The 17,679-nt window shown below is 34.6% G+C and carries 17 protein-coding genes; 13 read left to right on the top strand and 4 right to left on the bottom strand.

Annotated features, from left to right (window positions below; translation table 11 throughout):
• Positions 1-87: 87 nt before the first annotated feature.
• Positions 88-894, bottom strand: a complete 807-nt coding sequence (nadE, locus tag IRZ78_RS21780) for an NAD(+) synthase (RefSeq protein ID WP_194618773.1) — start codon at positions 892-894, stop codon at positions 88-90.
• A 99-nt stretch (positions 895-993) separates the two neighbouring features.
• Here nadE and gldB point away from each other — a divergent pair, with 99 nt between their 5' ends.
• Together gldB and gldC are read left to right on the top strand one after the other, a co-directional pair.
• Positions 994-1,953 (top strand): gliding motility lipoprotein GldB, encoded by a 960-nt coding sequence (gene gldB, locus IRZ78_RS21775; protein ID WP_194618771.1) that lies wholly within the window; start codon positions 994-996, stop codon positions 1,951-1,953.
• Positions 1,953-2,288 (top strand): gliding motility protein GldC, encoded by a 336-nt coding sequence (gene gldC, locus IRZ78_RS21770; protein ID WP_065452158.1) that lies wholly within the window; start codon positions 1,953-1,955, stop codon positions 2,286-2,288. The genes gldB and gldC overlap by 1 nt, the downstream gene beginning before the upstream one ends.
• Positions 2,289-2,977: 689 nt before the next feature.
• Here the strand turns inward: gldC and IRZ78_RS26345 are convergent.
• The 3 genes from IRZ78_RS26345 to IRZ78_RS21760 all read right to left on the bottom strand — a co-directional run bounded on the left by IRZ78_RS26345 (position 2,978) and on the right by IRZ78_RS21760 (position 4,732).
• Positions 2,978-3,106 (bottom strand): hypothetical protein, encoded by a 129-nt coding sequence (locus IRZ78_RS26345; protein WP_255552312.1) that lies wholly within the window; start codon positions 3,104-3,106, stop codon positions 2,978-2,980.
• 198 nt (positions 3,107-3,304) lie between these two features.
• Complete coding sequence (gene yihA / locus IRZ78_RS21765; protein WP_194618769.1) at positions 3,305-3,925, bottom strand: ribosome biogenesis GTP-binding protein YihA/YsxC; 621 nt, start codon at positions 3,923-3,925, stop codon at positions 3,305-3,307.
• A 42-nt stretch (positions 3,926-3,967) separates the two neighbouring features.
• A complete protein-coding gene (locus IRZ78_RS21760) occupies positions 3,968-4,732 on the bottom strand; it encodes an alpha/beta hydrolase (protein ID WP_065452161.1) in 765 nt (254 codons plus the stop codon).
• 378 nt (positions 4,733-5,110) lie between these two features.
• On the opposite strand from IRZ78_RS21760, the gene mraZ reads away from it, so the two are divergent.
• The 11 genes from mraZ to IRZ78_RS21705 all read left to right on the top strand — a co-directional run bounded on the left by mraZ (position 5,111) and on the right by IRZ78_RS21705 (position 17,673).
• Positions 5,111-5,584: a division/cell wall cluster transcriptional repressor MraZ gene (gene mraZ, locus IRZ78_RS21755; RefSeq protein ID WP_065452162.1), complete on the top strand. Its 474-nt coding sequence runs from the start codon at positions 5,111-5,113 to the stop codon at positions 5,582-5,584.
• A complete protein-coding gene (gene rsmH, locus IRZ78_RS21750; protein ID WP_194618767.1) occupies positions 5,559-6,467 on the top strand; it encodes a 16S rRNA (cytosine(1402)-N(4))-methyltransferase RsmH in 909 nt (302 codons plus the stop codon). The genes mraZ and rsmH overlap by 26 nt, the downstream gene beginning before the upstream one ends.
• Positions 6,468-6,483: 16 nt before the next feature.
• Entirely contained in the window at positions 6,484-6,831 is a 348-nt protein-coding gene (locus IRZ78_RS21745; RefSeq protein ID WP_089054919.1) for an FtsL-like putative cell division protein, read from the top strand.
• Positions 6,822-8,831, top strand: coding sequence for a penicillin-binding protein (locus IRZ78_RS21740; RefSeq protein WP_194618765.1), 2,010 nt, complete (start codon positions 6,822-6,824; stop codon positions 8,829-8,831). Before IRZ78_RS21745 ends, IRZ78_RS21740 begins: the two co-directional genes overlap by 10 nt.
• Positions 8,828-10,291, top strand: coding sequence for a UDP-N-acetylmuramoyl-L-alanyl-D-glutamate--2,6-diaminopimelate ligase (locus IRZ78_RS21735; protein WP_194618763.1), 1,464 nt, complete (start codon positions 8,828-8,830; stop codon positions 10,289-10,291). Before IRZ78_RS21740 ends, IRZ78_RS21735 begins: the two co-directional genes overlap by 4 nt.
• An 80-nt stretch (positions 10,292-10,371) precedes the next feature.
• Complete coding sequence (gene mraY / locus IRZ78_RS21730) at positions 10,372-11,598, top strand: phospho-N-acetylmuramoyl-pentapeptide-transferase (protein WP_194618761.1); 1,227 nt, start codon at positions 10,372-10,374, stop codon at positions 11,596-11,598.
• Entirely contained in the window at positions 11,599-12,933 is a 1,335-nt protein-coding gene (gene murD / locus IRZ78_RS21725) for a UDP-N-acetylmuramoyl-L-alanine--D-glutamate ligase (protein ID WP_194618759.1), read from the top strand.
• A 77-nt stretch (positions 12,934-13,010) separates the two neighbouring features.
• Entirely contained in the window at positions 13,011-14,330 is a 1,320-nt protein-coding gene (locus IRZ78_RS21720) for an FtsW/RodA/SpoVE family cell cycle protein (protein ID WP_194618757.1), read from the top strand.
• Positions 14,331-14,376: 46 nt separating this feature from the next.
• Positions 14,377-15,462 carry an undecaprenyldiphospho-muramoylpentapeptide beta-N-acetylglucosaminyltransferase gene (gene murG, locus IRZ78_RS21715; RefSeq protein WP_194618755.1) on the top strand — a complete coding sequence of 362 codons (1,086 nt, stop codon included), beginning with the start codon at positions 14,377-14,379 and terminating at the stop codon, positions 15,460-15,462.
• Positions 15,463-15,614: 152 nt separating this feature from the next.
• Positions 15,615-16,964 carry a UDP-N-acetylmuramate--L-alanine ligase gene (gene murC / locus IRZ78_RS21710; RefSeq protein ID WP_194618753.1) on the top strand — a complete coding sequence of 450 codons (1,350 nt, stop codon included), beginning with the start codon at positions 15,615-15,617 and terminating at the stop codon, positions 16,962-16,964.
• Complete coding sequence (locus tag IRZ78_RS21705) at positions 16,951-17,673, top strand: cell division protein FtsQ (protein WP_194618751.1); 723 nt, start codon at positions 16,951-16,953, stop codon at positions 17,671-17,673. Before murC ends, IRZ78_RS21705 begins: the two co-directional genes overlap by 14 nt.
• The last annotated feature ends 6 nt before the right edge of the window (positions 17,674-17,679 follow it).

The following is a 17,679-nucleotide window of genomic DNA, read 5'->3' as shown; positions in this document are numbered from 1 at the left end:
TACCTTTTTTAGAATTGTTCATGTTTTTGGAACTGTAAAATTAATAAATAAATTCTGTAATTAATTGCAGACAAATGTTAAAATGTTTTATTTTAACGTTTTTGGTATTATACAAACTGGAATTGGATCCATTTTATGCTTGTTGCTGGTGTTTAAACGTTTATAAATTTCAAAGACAGATTTTTCTCTCCCAATGAAGTCAGCTGGCGTTTTTCCTGACTCCGCGGCTAACATCGCCCATTCAAGTTCGTCGTAACTTGCGCCCAATTGATCTTCATCAGTACGATTATCACCAAATAATCCATCGGTTGGTGCGGCTGTTAAAATTGACTCGGGAATCGTTAAAAATTCTCCAAGAGCATAAACATCTGATTTCATTAAGTCGGCAATTGGACTTAAATCAACTCCACCGTCTCCATATTTAGTATAAAATCCTACACCAAAATCTTCTACTTTGTTTCCAGTGCCTGCTACTAAAAGCCCATGAATTCCGGCTAAATAATATAAAGAGGTCATTCTCAGACGTGCACGAGTGTTTGCTAAGGATAAATTAACTTTTGTTGAATCTTTTGTAGTAGGCACAGCGCTCTTAAAAGCTTCAAAAGTGTCAGTTAAATCTGTTTTTACATCCAAAACGTTAGGAAAACGCTTTTTTAATTGGTCAATATGTTCTCTTCCTCTTAAAACTTGATTTGGCGCCTGATGAATTGGCATTTCTACGCATAAAACCTGTAAACCCGTCTGAGCGCACAGGGTAGAAGTTACCGCAGAGTCAACTCCGCCTGAAATTCCAATTACAAATCCGTTTGCTTTTGCATTGTTAGCATAATTTTTTAGCCACTCTACAATGTGGATATTTACTTTTTCTGTCTGAATGGTACTTTTTTTAGCCATAATAGTTCAAGTTTTAAGATACAGGGATGTATATTTGCAGAATTATTTTTAAGTATACATTTACTTAAAATCCAGCAACACAAATCTAATTAAAATAAAATGAAAATTTATCGCTTTGTAGTGGTTCTGTGCTTGTTTTTTTTGTCCTGTGAGCAAAAAACCAAAGTAGAAAAAGCAGTCGAAGAAATCCCGGTTGATATAAAGGTAGAACGTTTTGATAAAGTGTTTTTTGAAACAAAACCGGAAGATTTGGAGAAAGTAAAAAAACAATATCCTTTCTTTTTTCCGGCAGGTAATGATGATGCTATCTGGCTTAAAAAAATGCAGGATCCTTTATGGAGAGAAGTATATACTGAAGTGCAAAAAAAATACGCCAATTTTGAACCTGTCCGTCAGGAATTTAATAAGTTGTTTCAGCACGTAAAATACTATTTTCCAAAAACTAAAACTCCTAAAGTAATTACCGTAATTGGAGAAATGGATTATAATGCTAAAGCGATTTATGCTGATAGTCTTGTTATTGTTGCTTTAGAACTATATTTAGGTAAAGAACATAAGTTCTATGAGTTCCCAAATTATCTAAAACAGAATTTTGAGGAAAGACAAATTATGCCGGATGTGGTGTCTAGTTTTGCTTTTAGAAACATTCCTGCCTTTCCGGATAAAAATTTAGTTTCGCAAATGATCTTTGAAGGAAAGCAATTGTATGCAAAAGATTTGCTTTTACCTGAATATACAGATGCTGAAAAAATTGGTTATACCCCGGAACAAATAAAATGGAGTCAGGAAAATGAAGCCTATATGTGGCGCTTTTTTATCGAAAGTGAGATGTTGTACAGCGAGGATCCAAAATTAAATACCCGATTTATTGCGCCTGCTCCGTTTTCTAAATTTTATTTAGAAATCGACAATGATTCTCCAGGACGAATTGGCGCATGGCTCGGATGGCAAATGGTACGATCTTATATGAAGAATAATACGAATGTTACCTTGCCGGAATTATTAAAAACAAATGCAAAAGAAATTTTTGAACAGTCAAAATATAAACCTAAGAAATAATGTCAGATACAATAAACTCAGAAATTAAATTCAATATAGAATTAGACGAAAACCGCGTACCGGAAAAATTAACCTGGAGTGCGCAGGACGGCGGTGTGCAGGCAGAAGAAGCAAAAGCTATTATGTTGTCTATTTGGGACAGTAAAGCCAAAGAAACGATGCGTATTGATCTTTGGACAAAAGATATGCCGGTAGATGAAATGAAAATTTTCTTTCACCAAACATTAGTAGCCATGTCAGATACTTTTAAACGTGCTACAGACGACGAGAAAATGTCAGACACAATGAAAGATTTCTGTGATTATTTTGCAGAGAAACTCGAACTAGCAAAATAGTTAAATTCCAATTTTTAAAATTCCAAATTCCAATATTGGAAAGAAATTTTAAAAAATATAAAAAATCCCAAATTCCAATAGTAAGGTTGGATTTTGGGATTTTGCTTTTGAAATTTTATTTAAATTGTTGCGTCATCTTGAGTGAAGTCGAAGGTTTGGAATTTGGAATTTTAAAAAAATGGAATTTTTTTACTTAACAGATCTTTTATCTAAATCTTTAAATATTCGTTTTAAAGCACCTTCTACTAATTGATCGGTGTTTTTATAAAGCATAATGTTGTCTGCAAGTTTACCTGATTTTTGGGTGTTTCCGTTCGGTGGATCGGTTACTTTTGAAGTAGTTCCAATTACATTTTGAGAATAAATAATCTGTTGTAAATTTAGATCCTAAATTTCGACAATTACAGATCCTTCATTTCTTCCTCGGTCGTAGTTATTTTGATAAAGTTCTAGAGAAGAAAAATCGCTTTTGTTTTTTCTGGTCGAAATATTAATGAAGAAATCAAAACCTGTTCCGTCTTTTAGTTCCTTCAGTTTTGTTTTGCCCGGGTTTAAACTAATTTTTTGGGTAACAAGTAATCCTTTAACATCGTGAATGTAAAATAATCTTTCACCTAAATGTTTTTTAAAATACTGTAAGGACTTTTCGGTTAGTCTGTCTTTAGAGCTGCTCGGGCAATCGAGCTCGTTTAAAAGTCATTTCCCAGAGGTGAAATCAACTCCTGTTCGTTGTCCTGTAGCAAATCTGTAGGATGCTGTAGTACATGATGAAAAGCAAAACGATATAAAAATAAAAAGAGAAGCGTGGTATTTTTCATGAATTACAAATTGATTCGTTTCAAATGTAATATAAAATATGCTGTCTTTGAGTTTGCTGTAAAATATCTTTAAAAGGTGTGACTACGAATAAAAAAATTCCAAATTCCAGTTTAAAACTGGAATTTGGAATTTTTTATATTCTTTAAAATTCCCTTCCAATATTGGAATTTGGGATTTAAAATTTGGAATTTATTTTTTTAAAATTGCGAGTTGTTTTTAAAAACTTCCTGATTCACTTCATCAATGTAGCTTAAAACATCATCTTTTCCTGTTTGTTCTGTGGCAGAAGTCACAAAATAATGAGGCATTTCTTCCCAGTTATTGGCAAACATTTGTTTTTTGTAAGCAGCAATGTGCGAATCGATTTTTACTTTACTGATTTTATCAGCTTTAGTAAAAATAATACAAAACGGAATTTCGCTTTCGCCCATATACGACATAAATTCGATGTCGATGTTTTGAGCTTCATGGCGAATATCAATCAAAACAAAAGCGCAAACTAATTGTTCTCTGGTTTCAAAATAATCTGTAATGAATTGCTGGAAAACCGATTTTGTTTTTTTAGATACTTTAGCATAACCGTAACCAGGTAAATCGACTAAAAACCAATTATTGTTAATCTTAAAGTGATTAATCAATTGAGTTTTTCCAGGTCTTCCTGAAGTTTTTGCTAAATTTTTATGATTGGTAAGCATATTGATCAACGAAGATTTCCCCACGTTTGATCTTCCGATAAAAGCATATTCCGGCAAAAAATCCTGCGGACATTTTGCAACTTCAGAATTACTGATAATAAATTCGGCGGTATTAATTTTCATGTTTTTTGTGTTTAAGACCTCCTTAAAGTCGAAAGTTAGGTGCTATAAATTCGTTTTAACGAGCCATTCTTCAAGAATTGTGTTGAATTCCTGAGGATGTTCCATCATAGCAGCGTGTCCACATTTGTCTATCCAATACAAAGTTGAATTAGGTAATAGTTTGTCAAATTCTTCGGCCACATTCGGCGGAGTTACGGCGTCATTTTTACCCCAAATAATACAGGTTTCCACTGTCATTTTTGGTAAATCTTTGGCCATATTATGACGAATTGCGCTTTTGGCAATCGTTAGGGTTTTGATCAGTTTGATACGATCATTAACCGTTGCATAAACTTCATCTATTAGTTCCGGAGTTGCAATTTTAGGATCGTAAAATACATCTTCAGCTTTCTTTTTGATGTATTCGTAATCGCCTCTTTTAGGGTAGCTGTCTCCCATTGCGCTTTCGTAAAGACCAGAACTTCCGGTAATTACAAGTCCTGCAACTTTTTCGGGATATAGTTTTGTGTGATAAAGTGCGATGTGGCCTCCTAATGAGTTGCCTAGTAAAATGACCTTATCATAACCTTTAAAAGTGATAAAATCTTTAACGTATTTAGCAAAGCTTTTTACGTTCGTTTTTAAAATACTCTGAGTATATATTGGCAAATCCGGGATAACAACTTTGTATCCTTTCGTTGGGAAATATTCTGCTACAGCATCAAAGTTACTAAGGCCTCCCATTAAGCCATGTAAAATAACGATAGGAGTTCCTTCTCCAGCTTCATAATAGCTGTATTTGCCTTCTTTTTTGTAGTGTTTGTCCATTTAATTTAATGCCAATTTCAATTGGGACAAATATAGGGTTTAATAAATAAAAATGAATTTTTGCCACCGTTTTTTAACTAGATAATTTTAGTAGAACTTGTAAGTGGTTAAAAATCAGCTTTTATAGGTGTTTTTGGTGTGTTTCCTAAATGTTAAGAAAACTGCATTATAACTAATTTTTTAAGAAATATTATGCATTATTTTTTTGATGTCGAAGTGTTATTGAGTTTTCGTTAATTATAAGTTAAAGTATTGATTGTCCATAAATTAAGGATAGTGGTAAGAAAGTGGTTAAACTTATTAACAAAGTGGTATATTGTGGTAAAATGTGGTAATATTTTTTATATTTTTGCTGTATAACATATCAATGTATTTTTCTTGAACACAATTGTTGGAACATATGAGTGTAAAGTCGATGCTAAAGGGAGGCTAATGATGCCTGCACCCTTAAAAAAGCAATTGGCTTCTTCTCTTCAGGACGGGTTCGTTTTGAAGCGCTCTGTTTTTCAGCCGTGTTTAGAATTGTATCCAATGGATGAATGGAACTTGATGATGCAGAAAATCAACAAGCTGAATCGTTTTGTAAAAAAGAACAATGATTTCATTCGAAGATTTACTGCCGGTGTTAAAATGGTAGAGATTGATGCATTGGGAAGGTTATTGGTTCCAAAGGATTTGGTAGCTTTTTCAAGTATTTCTAAAGATGTGGTTTTTTCATCTGCGGTTAATATTGTGGAGATTTGGGATAAAGATTTATATGAAAAATCAATAAGCGGCGAAGATATGGATTTTGCAGATTTAGCCGAAGAAGTAATGGGAAATATTAATGACGACGACAATGGAATATCATAATCCGGTTTTGCTTCATCCTACAGTTGATGGTTTAAATATTAAACCAGATGGTATTTATGTAGATGTAACGTTTGGTGGCGGTGGTCATTCAAAAGAAATTTTGAGACGATTAGGGCCAAACGGAAAATTATTTGCTTTTGATCAGGATGAAGATGCTCTAGCAAATGCGCTGCCAGACGAACGGTTTACCTTGATTAATGAGAACTTTAGATTTATAAAAAGATTTTTACGTTTTCACGGAGTTAAAAGTGTAGATGGGATTTTGGCTGATTTAGGTGTTTCATCGCATCAGTTTGATGTTCCAGAAAGAGGATTCTCGACAAGATTTGATGCTGAACTCGATATGCGGATGAGTCAAAAAAATGATTTAAGTGCTTATCGTGTGGTTAACGAATATGAAGAACAGGATTTACGTCGTGTTTTTTTTGATTATGGGGAGTTGAAGAATGCACCGCTTTTGGCCAGAACAATTGTAGAGGCCAGAGAGCATTACCCAATTAAAACAACAGACGAACTGAAAGATGTTTTGGCGAAATTTTTACCTGAACGAATTCGAAATAAAGTATTGGCTCAGATTTATCAGGCGATTCGAATTGAAGTAAACCAGGAAATGGATGTTTTAAAAGAATTTATCGAGCAATCTCTTGAAATTCTTAATCCGGGCGGAAGATTCTCAGTAATCTCATATCATTCTCTTGAAGACAGACTGGTAAAAAGATTTATTAAAAACGGAATGTTTGAAGGAGAACCGGAACGCGATTTTTTTGGAAATTTTTCTGTTCCTTATAAAACAATAGGAAAATTAATTGTTCCCGATGATGCTGAGATCAAAATCAACAATAGAGCAAGAAGTGCAAAATTAAGAATTGCCGAGAAGATATAATATATATAGGTAGAAAATGAAAAGTGGAGTATTTGGCATATTAAAAGCAAGATTTCTGTTAAACGATGACGCGGTGAAGAACTGGAGGTTCATTGTTTTTATCATTCTGCTTGCTATACTGATGATTGCCAATACACAACGATACGAACAAAAGGTTTTTGAAATAGCAAAACTAAACAATGAAGTAAAAGAATTACGATCTGAATTTGTAGATCGTCGTTCAGAATTAATGAAGTTGAAGATGGAATCAACGATATCGGATAAAATGCTTGAAAAACAAATTTTCCCGTCAACGGTTCCTCCGGTTAAGATAGAAGTAAAAAAAGAAGAAGAAAAAAGTTTCTTTAAAAGAATATGGCAGTAGACGATAAACATATATCCTACAGAATTTACCTCGTAGCAGTTTTCATCTTTGTGATGGCAATTGCTATTGTTGTTAAGTTAACCAATATTCAATGGGTTGAAGGAGACTATTATAGAAAACTGGCCAAACAGCGTACGGTTAGAAATTTTGTAATTCCGGCAAACAAAGGAAATATTTATTCTGCTGACGGAAGTTTACTGGCAACATCGATCCCTAATTATGAGATTCGATTTGATGCTAAAGCGCCAAAAACAGAAACTTTCGAAAAATATGTAAAATCGTTATCAGATTCATTGTCCACAGTTTTAGGCAAACCCGGAAGTTATTTCGAAAAAGAATTACGAAAAGCCAGAGCCAATAAAAATCGTTATTATTTGATTGCCCGTAAGTTGAGTTATACTGAATATGTGAAAATAAAGGGATTTCCATTATTCAATTTAGGAGCGTTCAAAGGAGGGATTATAATTGAGCAGGAAACGGTAAGAAAACATCCGATAGGTAAAATTGCTGAAAGAACTATTGGTTATGATAAAATTGATCCCGCAACTGGAGTAGAAGTGGGCAAAGGAATCGAGTGGGCTTTTAAAAATTATCTGAACGGAAAAGACGGTAAGATTTTAAAGCAAAAAATTGCAAAAGGACAATGGAAACCGATTCGTGATATCAATGAAGTCGATCCTATAGATGGTTATGATGTGATCTCGACAATCGATGTTTTTATTCAGGATATTGCACACCACGCTTTGTTGAAACAATTAGAAGAATATGAAGCAGATCACGGTTGTGTAGTGGTGATGGAAACTGAAACAGGTCATGTAAAAGCAATTTCGAATCTGGGAAGAGCAGAAGACGGGACGTATTATGAAACTACCAATTATGCTGTAGCAGAATCTCATGAGCCGGGATCTACTTTTAAATTAGTTGATTTAATGGCGATTTTAGATGATAAAGTTGCAGATACAAGTACGGTTTACGATAGTCACAACGGACAAGTTAAATATTACGGACGTTCTGTTACTGATTCGCACAGAGCTGGTTACGGAAAGGTTACATTGGCGCGTGGTTTTGAACTTTCATCCAATACGGTAATGGTTCAGGCGGTGTATGAAGCTTATAAAAATAATCCATCCAAGTTTGTGAATCACATTAAAAGTTATGGATTAGATAAACCATTAGGATTGCATTTTAAAGGAGAAGGAAGACCTTATATACCACAACCTGGCGACAAACACTGGTCAGGTGTTTCACTTCCGTGGATGGCATTTGGATACGGAGTTTCGGTTACGCCAATGCAGACCTTGGCTTTTTATAATTCAGTAGCCAATAATGGGGTAATGGTAAAACCTCAATTTGTATCAGAAATTAAAGAGTGGAATAAAACCATCAAAAAGTTTGATGTTGAAGTGATAAACCCAAGTGTTTGTTCACCGGAAACCATTAAAAAACTAAAAGCAGTTTTAGCCAATGTGGTTAAAAAAGGAACAGGATCAAAACTGTATTCGAAAGATTTTTCGATGGCGGGTAAAACAGGAACGGCTCAGGTAAATTACGGAGGAAAAGAAGGAAAATCGGCGTTGTATTACGCGTCTTCTTTTGTGGGGTATTTTCCGGCAGATCATCCTAAATATTCTTGTATTGTAGTGGTTCATAAACCTAATACATCAAAGAATAATTATTACGGAGCAGACGTTGCAGGGCCGGTTTTTAAAAGAATCGCCCAAAAAATATTTACAGACGCACCTTCTACCAATAAAATAAAAAAACTGGATTCAAGGATTCCAAAACAAGAAGACAGTTATAATAAATATACGGCAGAGGCGAATAAAAAATTAAATCAAATTCCGGATTTAAAAGGAATGCCGGGAATGGATGCTATTGCTTTACTGGAAAATTTAGGTTTGAAAGTAAAAGTAAACGGAGTAGGAAAAGTAAAAAAACAGTCTTTGCAGGCTGGACAAAATATTAGTAAAAACACAACAATAGTATTAGAATTATCGTGAAGATACTGAAAGACATATTATATAAAGTAGCTATTGAGTCTGTAACAGGTTCAACAGAAATCGATATACATAAAATTGATTTTGATTCAAGAAAAATTGAAGAGAAAGATGTTTTTGTAGCGATTCGCGGATCACTTTCTGATGGTCATCATTATATAGAAAAAGCGATTCAATTAGGCGCAGTTGCGATCATTTGCGATACGTTGCCCGAGCATGTCGAAAAAGGAATCACTTATATTAAAGTAAAAGATACCAATACCGCTTTGGCTTTTATGGCGGCTAATTATTTTGGAAATCCTTCTGAAAAGTTAAAATTAGTTGGCGTTACTGGCACAAACGGAAAAACTACAATTGCTTCATTATTGTTTCAATTGTTTCAAAAAGCAGGTTTTAAAGTTGGTTTATTATCAACGGTAAAAATCATGGTTGATGAGGCTGAATATAAAGCAACCCATACAACGCCGGATTCAATTACAATCAATCATTTTTTAAACGAAATGATCCAAGCAGGTGTAACGCATTGTTTTATGGAAGTGAGTTCACACGGAATTCATCAAAAACGCACAGAGGCTTTGCATTTTGTTGGAGGAGTTTTCACGAATTTGTCGCACGATCATTTGGATTATCATCCAACTTTTGCAGAATACAGAGATGTAAAAAAGTCATTTTTTGATTCGTTGCCAAAAACAGCTTTTGCTTTATCTAACATCGATGATAAAAACGGACCTGTGATGTTGCAAAACACCTTGGCCAGAAAATTTACATACGCCTTAAAATCGTATGCCGATTTTAAAGCTACAATATTAGAAAGCCAATTGTCGGGTTTATTATTAAAAGTAAATGACAATGAAGTTTGGGTAAAACTAATTGGAACTTTTAATGCTTACAACGTTTTGGCAATTTACGGAACCGCTGTAGAATTAGGAATGGATAGTCTCGAAGCATTACGATTACTGTCTGATTTGGAGAGTGTTTCAGGACGTTTTCAATACATTGTTTCAGAAGGAAATATTACAGCAATTGTAGATTATGCACATACTCCGGATGCTCTGGATAATGTTCTAAAAACGATAGGTGATATCCGTACTAAAAACGAACAGCTAATTGCAGTTGTGGGTTGCGGCGGAAACAGAGACAAGACGAAAAGACCAATTATGGCCAAAATTGCTACAGATCTTAGTGATAAAGCGATTTTAACTTCTGATAATCCAAGAAACGAAGATCCTGAAGTGATTCTGGATGAAATGGAAAGAGGTGTTGAAGCTCATAATTATAAAAAAGTATTGAGAATTACCGACCGAAAACAGGCTATAAAAACGGCTTGTCAATTGGCTCAGCCAAATGATATTATTTTAATTGCCGGTAAAGGTCATGAAACCTATCAGGAAATAAATGGTGTTCGTCATCATTTTGATGATATGGAAACAGTAAAAGAAATTTTAAATCAACTAAATAAATAATAATCAATTTTAATTCTAAAATACCACACATTAAAATTGGAGTTTGGAATATCAAGATTGGAATTTAAAATAAAAGATATATGCTATACTATTTATTTGAATACTTGAGAAAAACATTAGACATGCCGGGGGCGGGGGTTTTTCAGTACATCACTTTTAGGTCAGCTTTAGCATTTATGCTTTCCTTACTATTATCAACAATTTACGGAAAAAGAATTATCAATTTTTTACGTAGTCAACAAGTTGGTGAAACAGTTCGTGAGCTTGGACTTGCCGGTCAGAATGAAAAAGCAGGAACGCCAACAATGGGAGGTCTGATTATCATTTTTGCCACTCTTGTGCCAGTGTTGTTGTTTGCTCGTTTGCAAAACATCTATATCGTATTGCTTATTGTGACCACATTATGGATGGGAACAATTGGTTTTGTAGATGATTATATCAAGATATTCAAAAAAGATAAGCAAGGTCTTAAGGGAATTTTTAAAGTTATTGGCCAGGTAGGTTTAGGGCTTATTGTAGGAACAGTACTTTATTTTAATCCTGCAGTTACCGTTAGAACAGATACAGGTTATAATGGAGGAGTAAAAGCATCTTCTTCGATAGTTATGCCTGCACAAATTGAAGAAAAATCGACAGCAACGACGATTCCTTTTGTGAAAAACAACGAATTTGATTATGCTGAATTGCTTGCCTGGACAGGTGAAGGATACGAAAAATGGGCCTGGTTGATTTTTATTCCGGTTGTTATTTTTATTATAACTGCCGTTTCAAACGGAGCAAATCTAACTGATGGAATTGATGGTCTTGCTGCAGGAACTTCGGCAATATCGGTACTCGCGCTCGGGATATTCACATTTGTATCGGGAAATATTATTTTTTCTAATTATCTCAATATTATGTATATCCCCAATTCCGGTGAGATGACCGTCTTTATATCGGCTTTTGTGGGGGCGTTGATTGGTTTTCTCTGGTACAATTCCTATCCCGCATCCGTTTTTATGGGAGATACAGGTAGTTTGACTATTGGAGGAATTATAGCAGTTTTGGCAATTGCAGTTCGTAAAGAAATATTGATTGTTTTATTCTGTGGAATTTTCCTTGCAGAAAGTGCTTCGGTAATTATTCAGGTAGCTTATTTTAAATATACAAAAAGACGTTTTGGCGAAGGCCGAAGAATTTTTCTGATGTCACCGTTGCATCACCATTATCAAAAGAAAGGATACCATGAGAGTAAAATTGTAACTCGTTTTTGGATTGTTGCCATCATGTTAGCCATATTATCAATTGTTACTTTAAAATTAAGATAGATGAAGAGATTGGTAGTACTTGGTGGAGGAGAAAGTGGTGTTGGAACCGCTATTCTCGGAAAGAAACAAGGATACGAAGTTTTTGTATCAGATTTTGGAAAAATAAAAGAGAGCTATAAAGAAGTTCTTATCATTAATAAAATTGCTTGGGAAGAAGAAAAACATACCGAAGACCTGATTTTAAATGCCGAGGTGGTAATGAAAAGTCCGGGAATTCCAGAGAAATCTCCCATAGTACAAAAACTGATCGCTGCCGGAATTAAGGTGATTTCAGAAATTGAGTTCGCTAAACCATTTACAGAAGCATTGACTATCGGGATTACAGGTAGTAACGGTAAAACTACCACAACGATGTTAACACATCACTTGTTGAAATCAGCAGGTTTAAATGTTGGTTTAGGAGGAAACATCGGAAAGAGTTTTGCCTGGCAGGTAGCCGAAAATAAGTACGATGCCTATGTGCTTGAACTTAGTAGTTTTCAGCTCGACGGAATTATAGATTACAGGCCGGATATTGCCATTATTACAAATATTAGTCCGGATCATTTAGACCGGTATGAATATAAATATCAAAATTACATCGATTCTAAGTTTCGAATAACAATGAATCAGACCGAGAGCGATTATCTTATTTACGATGCAGATGATCAGGCAATTGCAGAATGGTTAAAAAACAACAAAACAAAAGCAAAATTAATTCCTTTTTCATTGACTGAAAAATTTGATGAAGGGGCTTCTATAAATAACAACAAAATGGAAATAAAGATCAACCAAGAAGAGTTTACAATGGAAACAGAATACATTGCGTTAGAAGGAAAACATAACATGAAAAACGCAATGGCAGCAAGCTCTGTAGCGAAATTGATGCAAATTAGAAATGCAACAATCCGCGAAAGTTTATCTAATTTTCAAGGTGTTGAACACCGTTTAGAAAAAGTTCTAAAAATTCAGAATGTACAATACATCAACGATTCGAAAGCAACCAATGTAAACGCTACTTTCTTTGCCTTAGATAGCATGAATGTGCCAACTGTTTGGATTGTTGGAGGTGTTGATAAAGGAAACGATTACAACGAATTGATGTCATTGGTTCGTGAAAAAGTAAAGGCTATTATTTGCCTTGGAGTTGATAATCATAAAATCATCAATGCTTTTGGAAATGTAGTAGATATCATGGTTGAAGTAAATAATATGAACGATGCGGTGAAAACAGCGCAACGTCTAACAGAAAAAGGTGATGCAGTTTTATTGTCTCCAGCCTGCGCAAGTTTCGATTTATTCGAAAATTACGAAGACAGAGGAAAGCAGTTTAAGCAAGCCGTTCATAACTTGTAAAAAATAGTTTCAAGTTTCAGGTTTCACGTTATGTGGGAATCTGAAACCTGAAACAAGAAAAACCTGAAACTAAAAACATGAAGGAATTAGTAAACAAATTAAAAGGAGATAGGGTAATATGGTCATTCGTGGCTTTATTAGCGCTGTTTTCGTTTATGCCTGTTTTTAGTGCGAGTAGTAATTTGGCTTATATAGGTCACGGGACGGGGAATACATTGGGTTATTTAGTAAAACATCTGGCTCACGTTTGTATTGGTTTTCTAATTATATATTGGGTTCACAGAATTCCATATCATTATTTTAGAGCAATTTCAAAAGTAGCGTTACCTGTTGTTTGGTTTTTACTTTTGTATACATTGCTAAAAGGAACTGTAATTGCCGGAGCAAATGCAAGTCGTTGGATTCAGGTACCTTTTATTGGTATTACGTTTCAAACCTCTACTTTGGCGGCTAGTATATTGTTTATTTATGTTGCACGTTATTTGTCAAAAACAAGAGAAGAAAATGAGCCGTTTCAAACCTCGTTAATACAGCTTTGGATACCTGTCTTTATTACATTGGTTTTGATATTACCAGCTAACTTTTCGACCACAGCGTTGATATTTTCGATGGTAATTATGTTGACATTTATTGGCAGATATCCGCTTAAATATATTGGCTTTATCATTGGTTCAGGAATCGGGATGCTGTTGTTTTTCCTTTTGGTAGCCAAAGCATTTCCGGATTCAAGATTCTTCAGTAGGGTTTCAACCTGGGAAAGTCGTATTACGAACTTTACCACAGATAAACCAGATGAAGATGATTATCAAATAGAGAAAGCAAAAATTGCCATTGCATCAGGAAAATTAGGAGGATTAGGACCTGGAAAAAGTGTTCAGAAAAACTTTTTGCCCCAATCATCTTCAGATTTTATTTATGCAATTATTGTCGAAGAATATGGTTTAGTGGGCGGAGTAGCCATTTTGGTTTTGTACTTATTGCTGTTATTCAGATTTGTAATTGCATCGCATAAAGCCAATACACTATTTGGGAAGTTAGTGGTCGTCGGGCTCGGTTTTCCGATGATATTTCAGGCGATGATCAATATGGCAGTTGCAGTAGAATTATTACCGGTAACGGGACAGACTCTTCCGCTGATAAGTAGTGGAGGTAGTTCGATCTGGATGACGTGTTTCTCTCTTGGGATTATCATTAGTGTAACGAAAAAAGAGGAAGAAATCGCCGAAGAACAGCAAGAAAAAGAAAGAAGAAAAGAAGCGCTTCAGAGATTAATCGATAAAGAACTGGCCGAAGAAGATTTGATTAGTAATGAAAAAGAACCAGTTTATGAAGAAGAAGGAATGTATTCGATAGAAGATAATTCCAGAAATCCGATGAATGCAGTTTTGAATAAGTAAAAAAAAGAATACAAATAGTTTTTTAAAGCGAATAACTTTTAAAAATATGACAAATTATAAATTCATATTAAGTGGTGGCGGAACAGGAGGGCATATCTATCCTGCAATCGCTATTGCCAATGAATTAAAAACGCAATTCCCTGATGCTGAGTTTCTTTTTGTAGGAGCTCAGGATAAAATGGAAATGCAAAAAGTGCCTCAGGCAGGTTATGAAATCAAAGGGCTTTGGATCGCAGGTTTGCAAAGAAAATTAACCTTGCAAAATTTGATGTTTCCGCTAAAATTGGCAACAAGTTTGCTAGAGTCAAGACGAATTATCAAACAGTTCAAGCCAAATGTGGTAATTGGTACAGGCGGTTTTGCAAGTGGGCCTTTATTGCAGGCAGCTGGAGGAGCAGGAATACCAACGGTGATTCAGGAACAAAATTCATTTCCGGGAATTACCAATAAATTGTTGAGCAAAAAAGCCAATGCAATTTGTGTGGCGTACGGAAATTTAGAACGATTTTTTCCTAAAGAGAAAATTGTCTTAACAGGAAATCCGGTTCGTCAGGATTTGATCGATATCGAAAGCAAACGTGATGAAGCAATTGCTTTTTATGGTTTAGATCCTAATAAAAAAACATTGCTGGTTTTGGGCGGAAGCTTAGGTGCAAGAAGAGTCAACCAGTTAATTGAGAAAGAATTACAAAATATGCTTACGCAAGATGTTCAGATCATCTGGCAGTGCGGGAAGTTATATTTTGAAGAATATAAAAAACACAGTCAACAGCACGTAAGAGTCGTTGATTTTATTGAAAGAATGGATTTTGTATATGCTGCGGCAGATGTGATTATTTCAAGAGCAGGAGCATCATCAGTATCTGAATTATGTATTGTGGGTAAACCGGTAATTTTTATTCCCTCGCCAAATGTAGCCGAAGATCATCAAACTAAAAATGCTCAGGCAATAGTAGATGCAAAAGGGGCTATTTTATTGAAAGAATCAGAATTAGACAGTCAGTTTAGTATTGTCTTTGAGGCCTTGATGAAAGATCATGGCAAACAAAAACAATTAAGCGATAATATCAAAAAGCTGGCAATGCCAAATGCAACCAAAGAGATTGTAGATCAGATTAAAAAGTTGTTATAATATAACTTTTTACGAAAATTATAGAACAGAATAAAAATTTAGAACGCTATTTTTAAGCGTTTTGAGTTATTAAAATAATAAAATTACAAAGGCCTAAGTACTAGTTTTTTATAGCGTAAAGCAACTTGTAAATAGCTCAAAATTAAATAGAAATGAATTTAAATCAGATACAGAACGTTTATTTTATTGGCATTGGAGGCATCGGAATGAGTGCTCTGGCCCGCTATTTTAAAAATATCGGAAAACAGGTTTCTGGTTACGACAAAACGCCATCAATGTTAACAACTGAGTTGATTGAAAGCGGTATTGATATTCATTTTGAAGATAATATTAATCTGATTCCTTCTGATTATTTTCTAGAAAATACTTTGGTGATTTTTACCCCCGCAGTTCCTGTTACGCATTCTGAGTGGCATTATTTTATCGAGAGAAATTACGAAATAAAAAAACGTGCCGAGGTTTTAGGAATTATTACCAAAGACACTTTTAGTTTTGCTGTTGCCGGAACACACGGAAAAACAACAACGTCAAGTATTCTGGGTCATATTTTATACGAAAGCGGAGCAGATGTTACTGCCTTTGTGGGTGGAATAGTAGAGAATTACAATTCTAATTTAATCGGGAACGGAAAAACTGTAACAGTTGTTGAAGCAGATGAATTCGATCGTTCGTTTTTGCATTTACACCCCAATATTGCCTGTATTACCTCGATGGATGCAGATCATTTGGATATTTACGGAACAAGTGAAGCAATCGAAGCCTCGTTTGTTGAATTTGCTTCGAAAGTAGAAGATAAAAATAAGTTGTTTATAACAAAAGAGTTGCCACTTGAAGGTGTGCAATGTGCTATAAATGAAGATGCTGTATATAAGGCTTTTAATGTTCGCATAGAAAACGGAAGTTATGTTTTTGATGTGCAGACGCCATCAGAAATTATGAAAGATTTGCATTTTGGATTGCCTGGAAAACACAATTTGATGAATGGATTGATGGCTATTGCAATGGCTAAGACTTTTGGCACCCCGACCGACTTGATTGCAAAAGCTATTGCTTCATTTAACGGAATCAGAAGACGTTTTTCGTATCAGATTAAATCAGAAAAATTAGTATATATAGATGATTATGCACATCATCCAACAGAAATAAATGCTGTACATCAAGCGATTAGGGAGTTGTATCCGGATCGTAAAGTGTTGGCTATTTTTCAGCCGCATTTGTTTAGCAGAACAAGAGATTTTGCTGAGGGGTTTGCTGAAAGTTTATCGCAGTTTGATGAAGTGTTTTTAATGGATATTTACCCTGCACGTGAGTTGCCGATGGAAGGGATTACATCGCAATGGCTGTTAGGGAAAATGACAAATTCGAACAAAAAAATTGTTGCAAAAAATGATTTATTAGCGGAGATCAAAGCCAGTGATGCGCCAATAATTGTGACAATAGGAGCTGGTGATATTGGAGAGATGGTTCCGTCAATCAAAAAAATGCTAAATGAAAATATTTAATTGGACAAATATTAGATTAATTCTCATTTTAGGGCTTGTTTTATTTTTATATTCTTTTGCTCAACATCGAAATGGGGATCGAAAATTGAAAAAATCGATGGTTGTTTTTGTAGGAGAAAATACGCTTTTTGTGAAGCCGGAAACGGTTAATAAATTGTTGATAGAAAATAAAAGAGACGCTTCCAGTATCCGAAAAGATGAACTAGATTTGAATAAGATTGAGAAAACCCTTGATACGCAAGAGATGATTGAGAAGTCAGACGTTTTTGTAAGTATTGATGGGGTTCTAAAAGCAGTAGTAAAACAGAAGACACCAATAGCAAGAGTTTATGATGGTGACGCTTCTTTTTATATTGACTATGAGGGTAATAAAATGCCTTTGTCAGACAATTATACTGCTCGGGTTCCACTTGTTTCTGGGGCAATAAATAAAAAAAATAACGAAGATTTAGCTACTTTATTTCGCACAATTTATGACGATGCGTTTTTGAGAAAAAACATCATTGCAATTCAAATTATGCCGAATGGTAGCCTAAAAATGTTTAATAGAAATTATAATTACTTCATCGATTTTGGCAGAACGATGAATGTTGATAAGAAATTTAATAACTATAAGGCCTTTTTTCAAAAAGCGGTTTTAGATAGTTCGTTATATAAATACAATAAGATTGACCTTAGGTTTACGGAACAAGTAGTTTGCACAAAATAATAGAAA

It is taken from the genome of Flavobacterium sp. CSZ (assembly GCF_015350725.1).
Lineage (GTDB): Bacteria > Bacteroidota > Bacteroidia > Flavobacteriales > Flavobacteriaceae > Flavobacterium.
The sequence above is the reverse complement of the archived record's forward strand: the minus strand, read 5'-3'. Positions and strand labels throughout refer to the sequence as shown.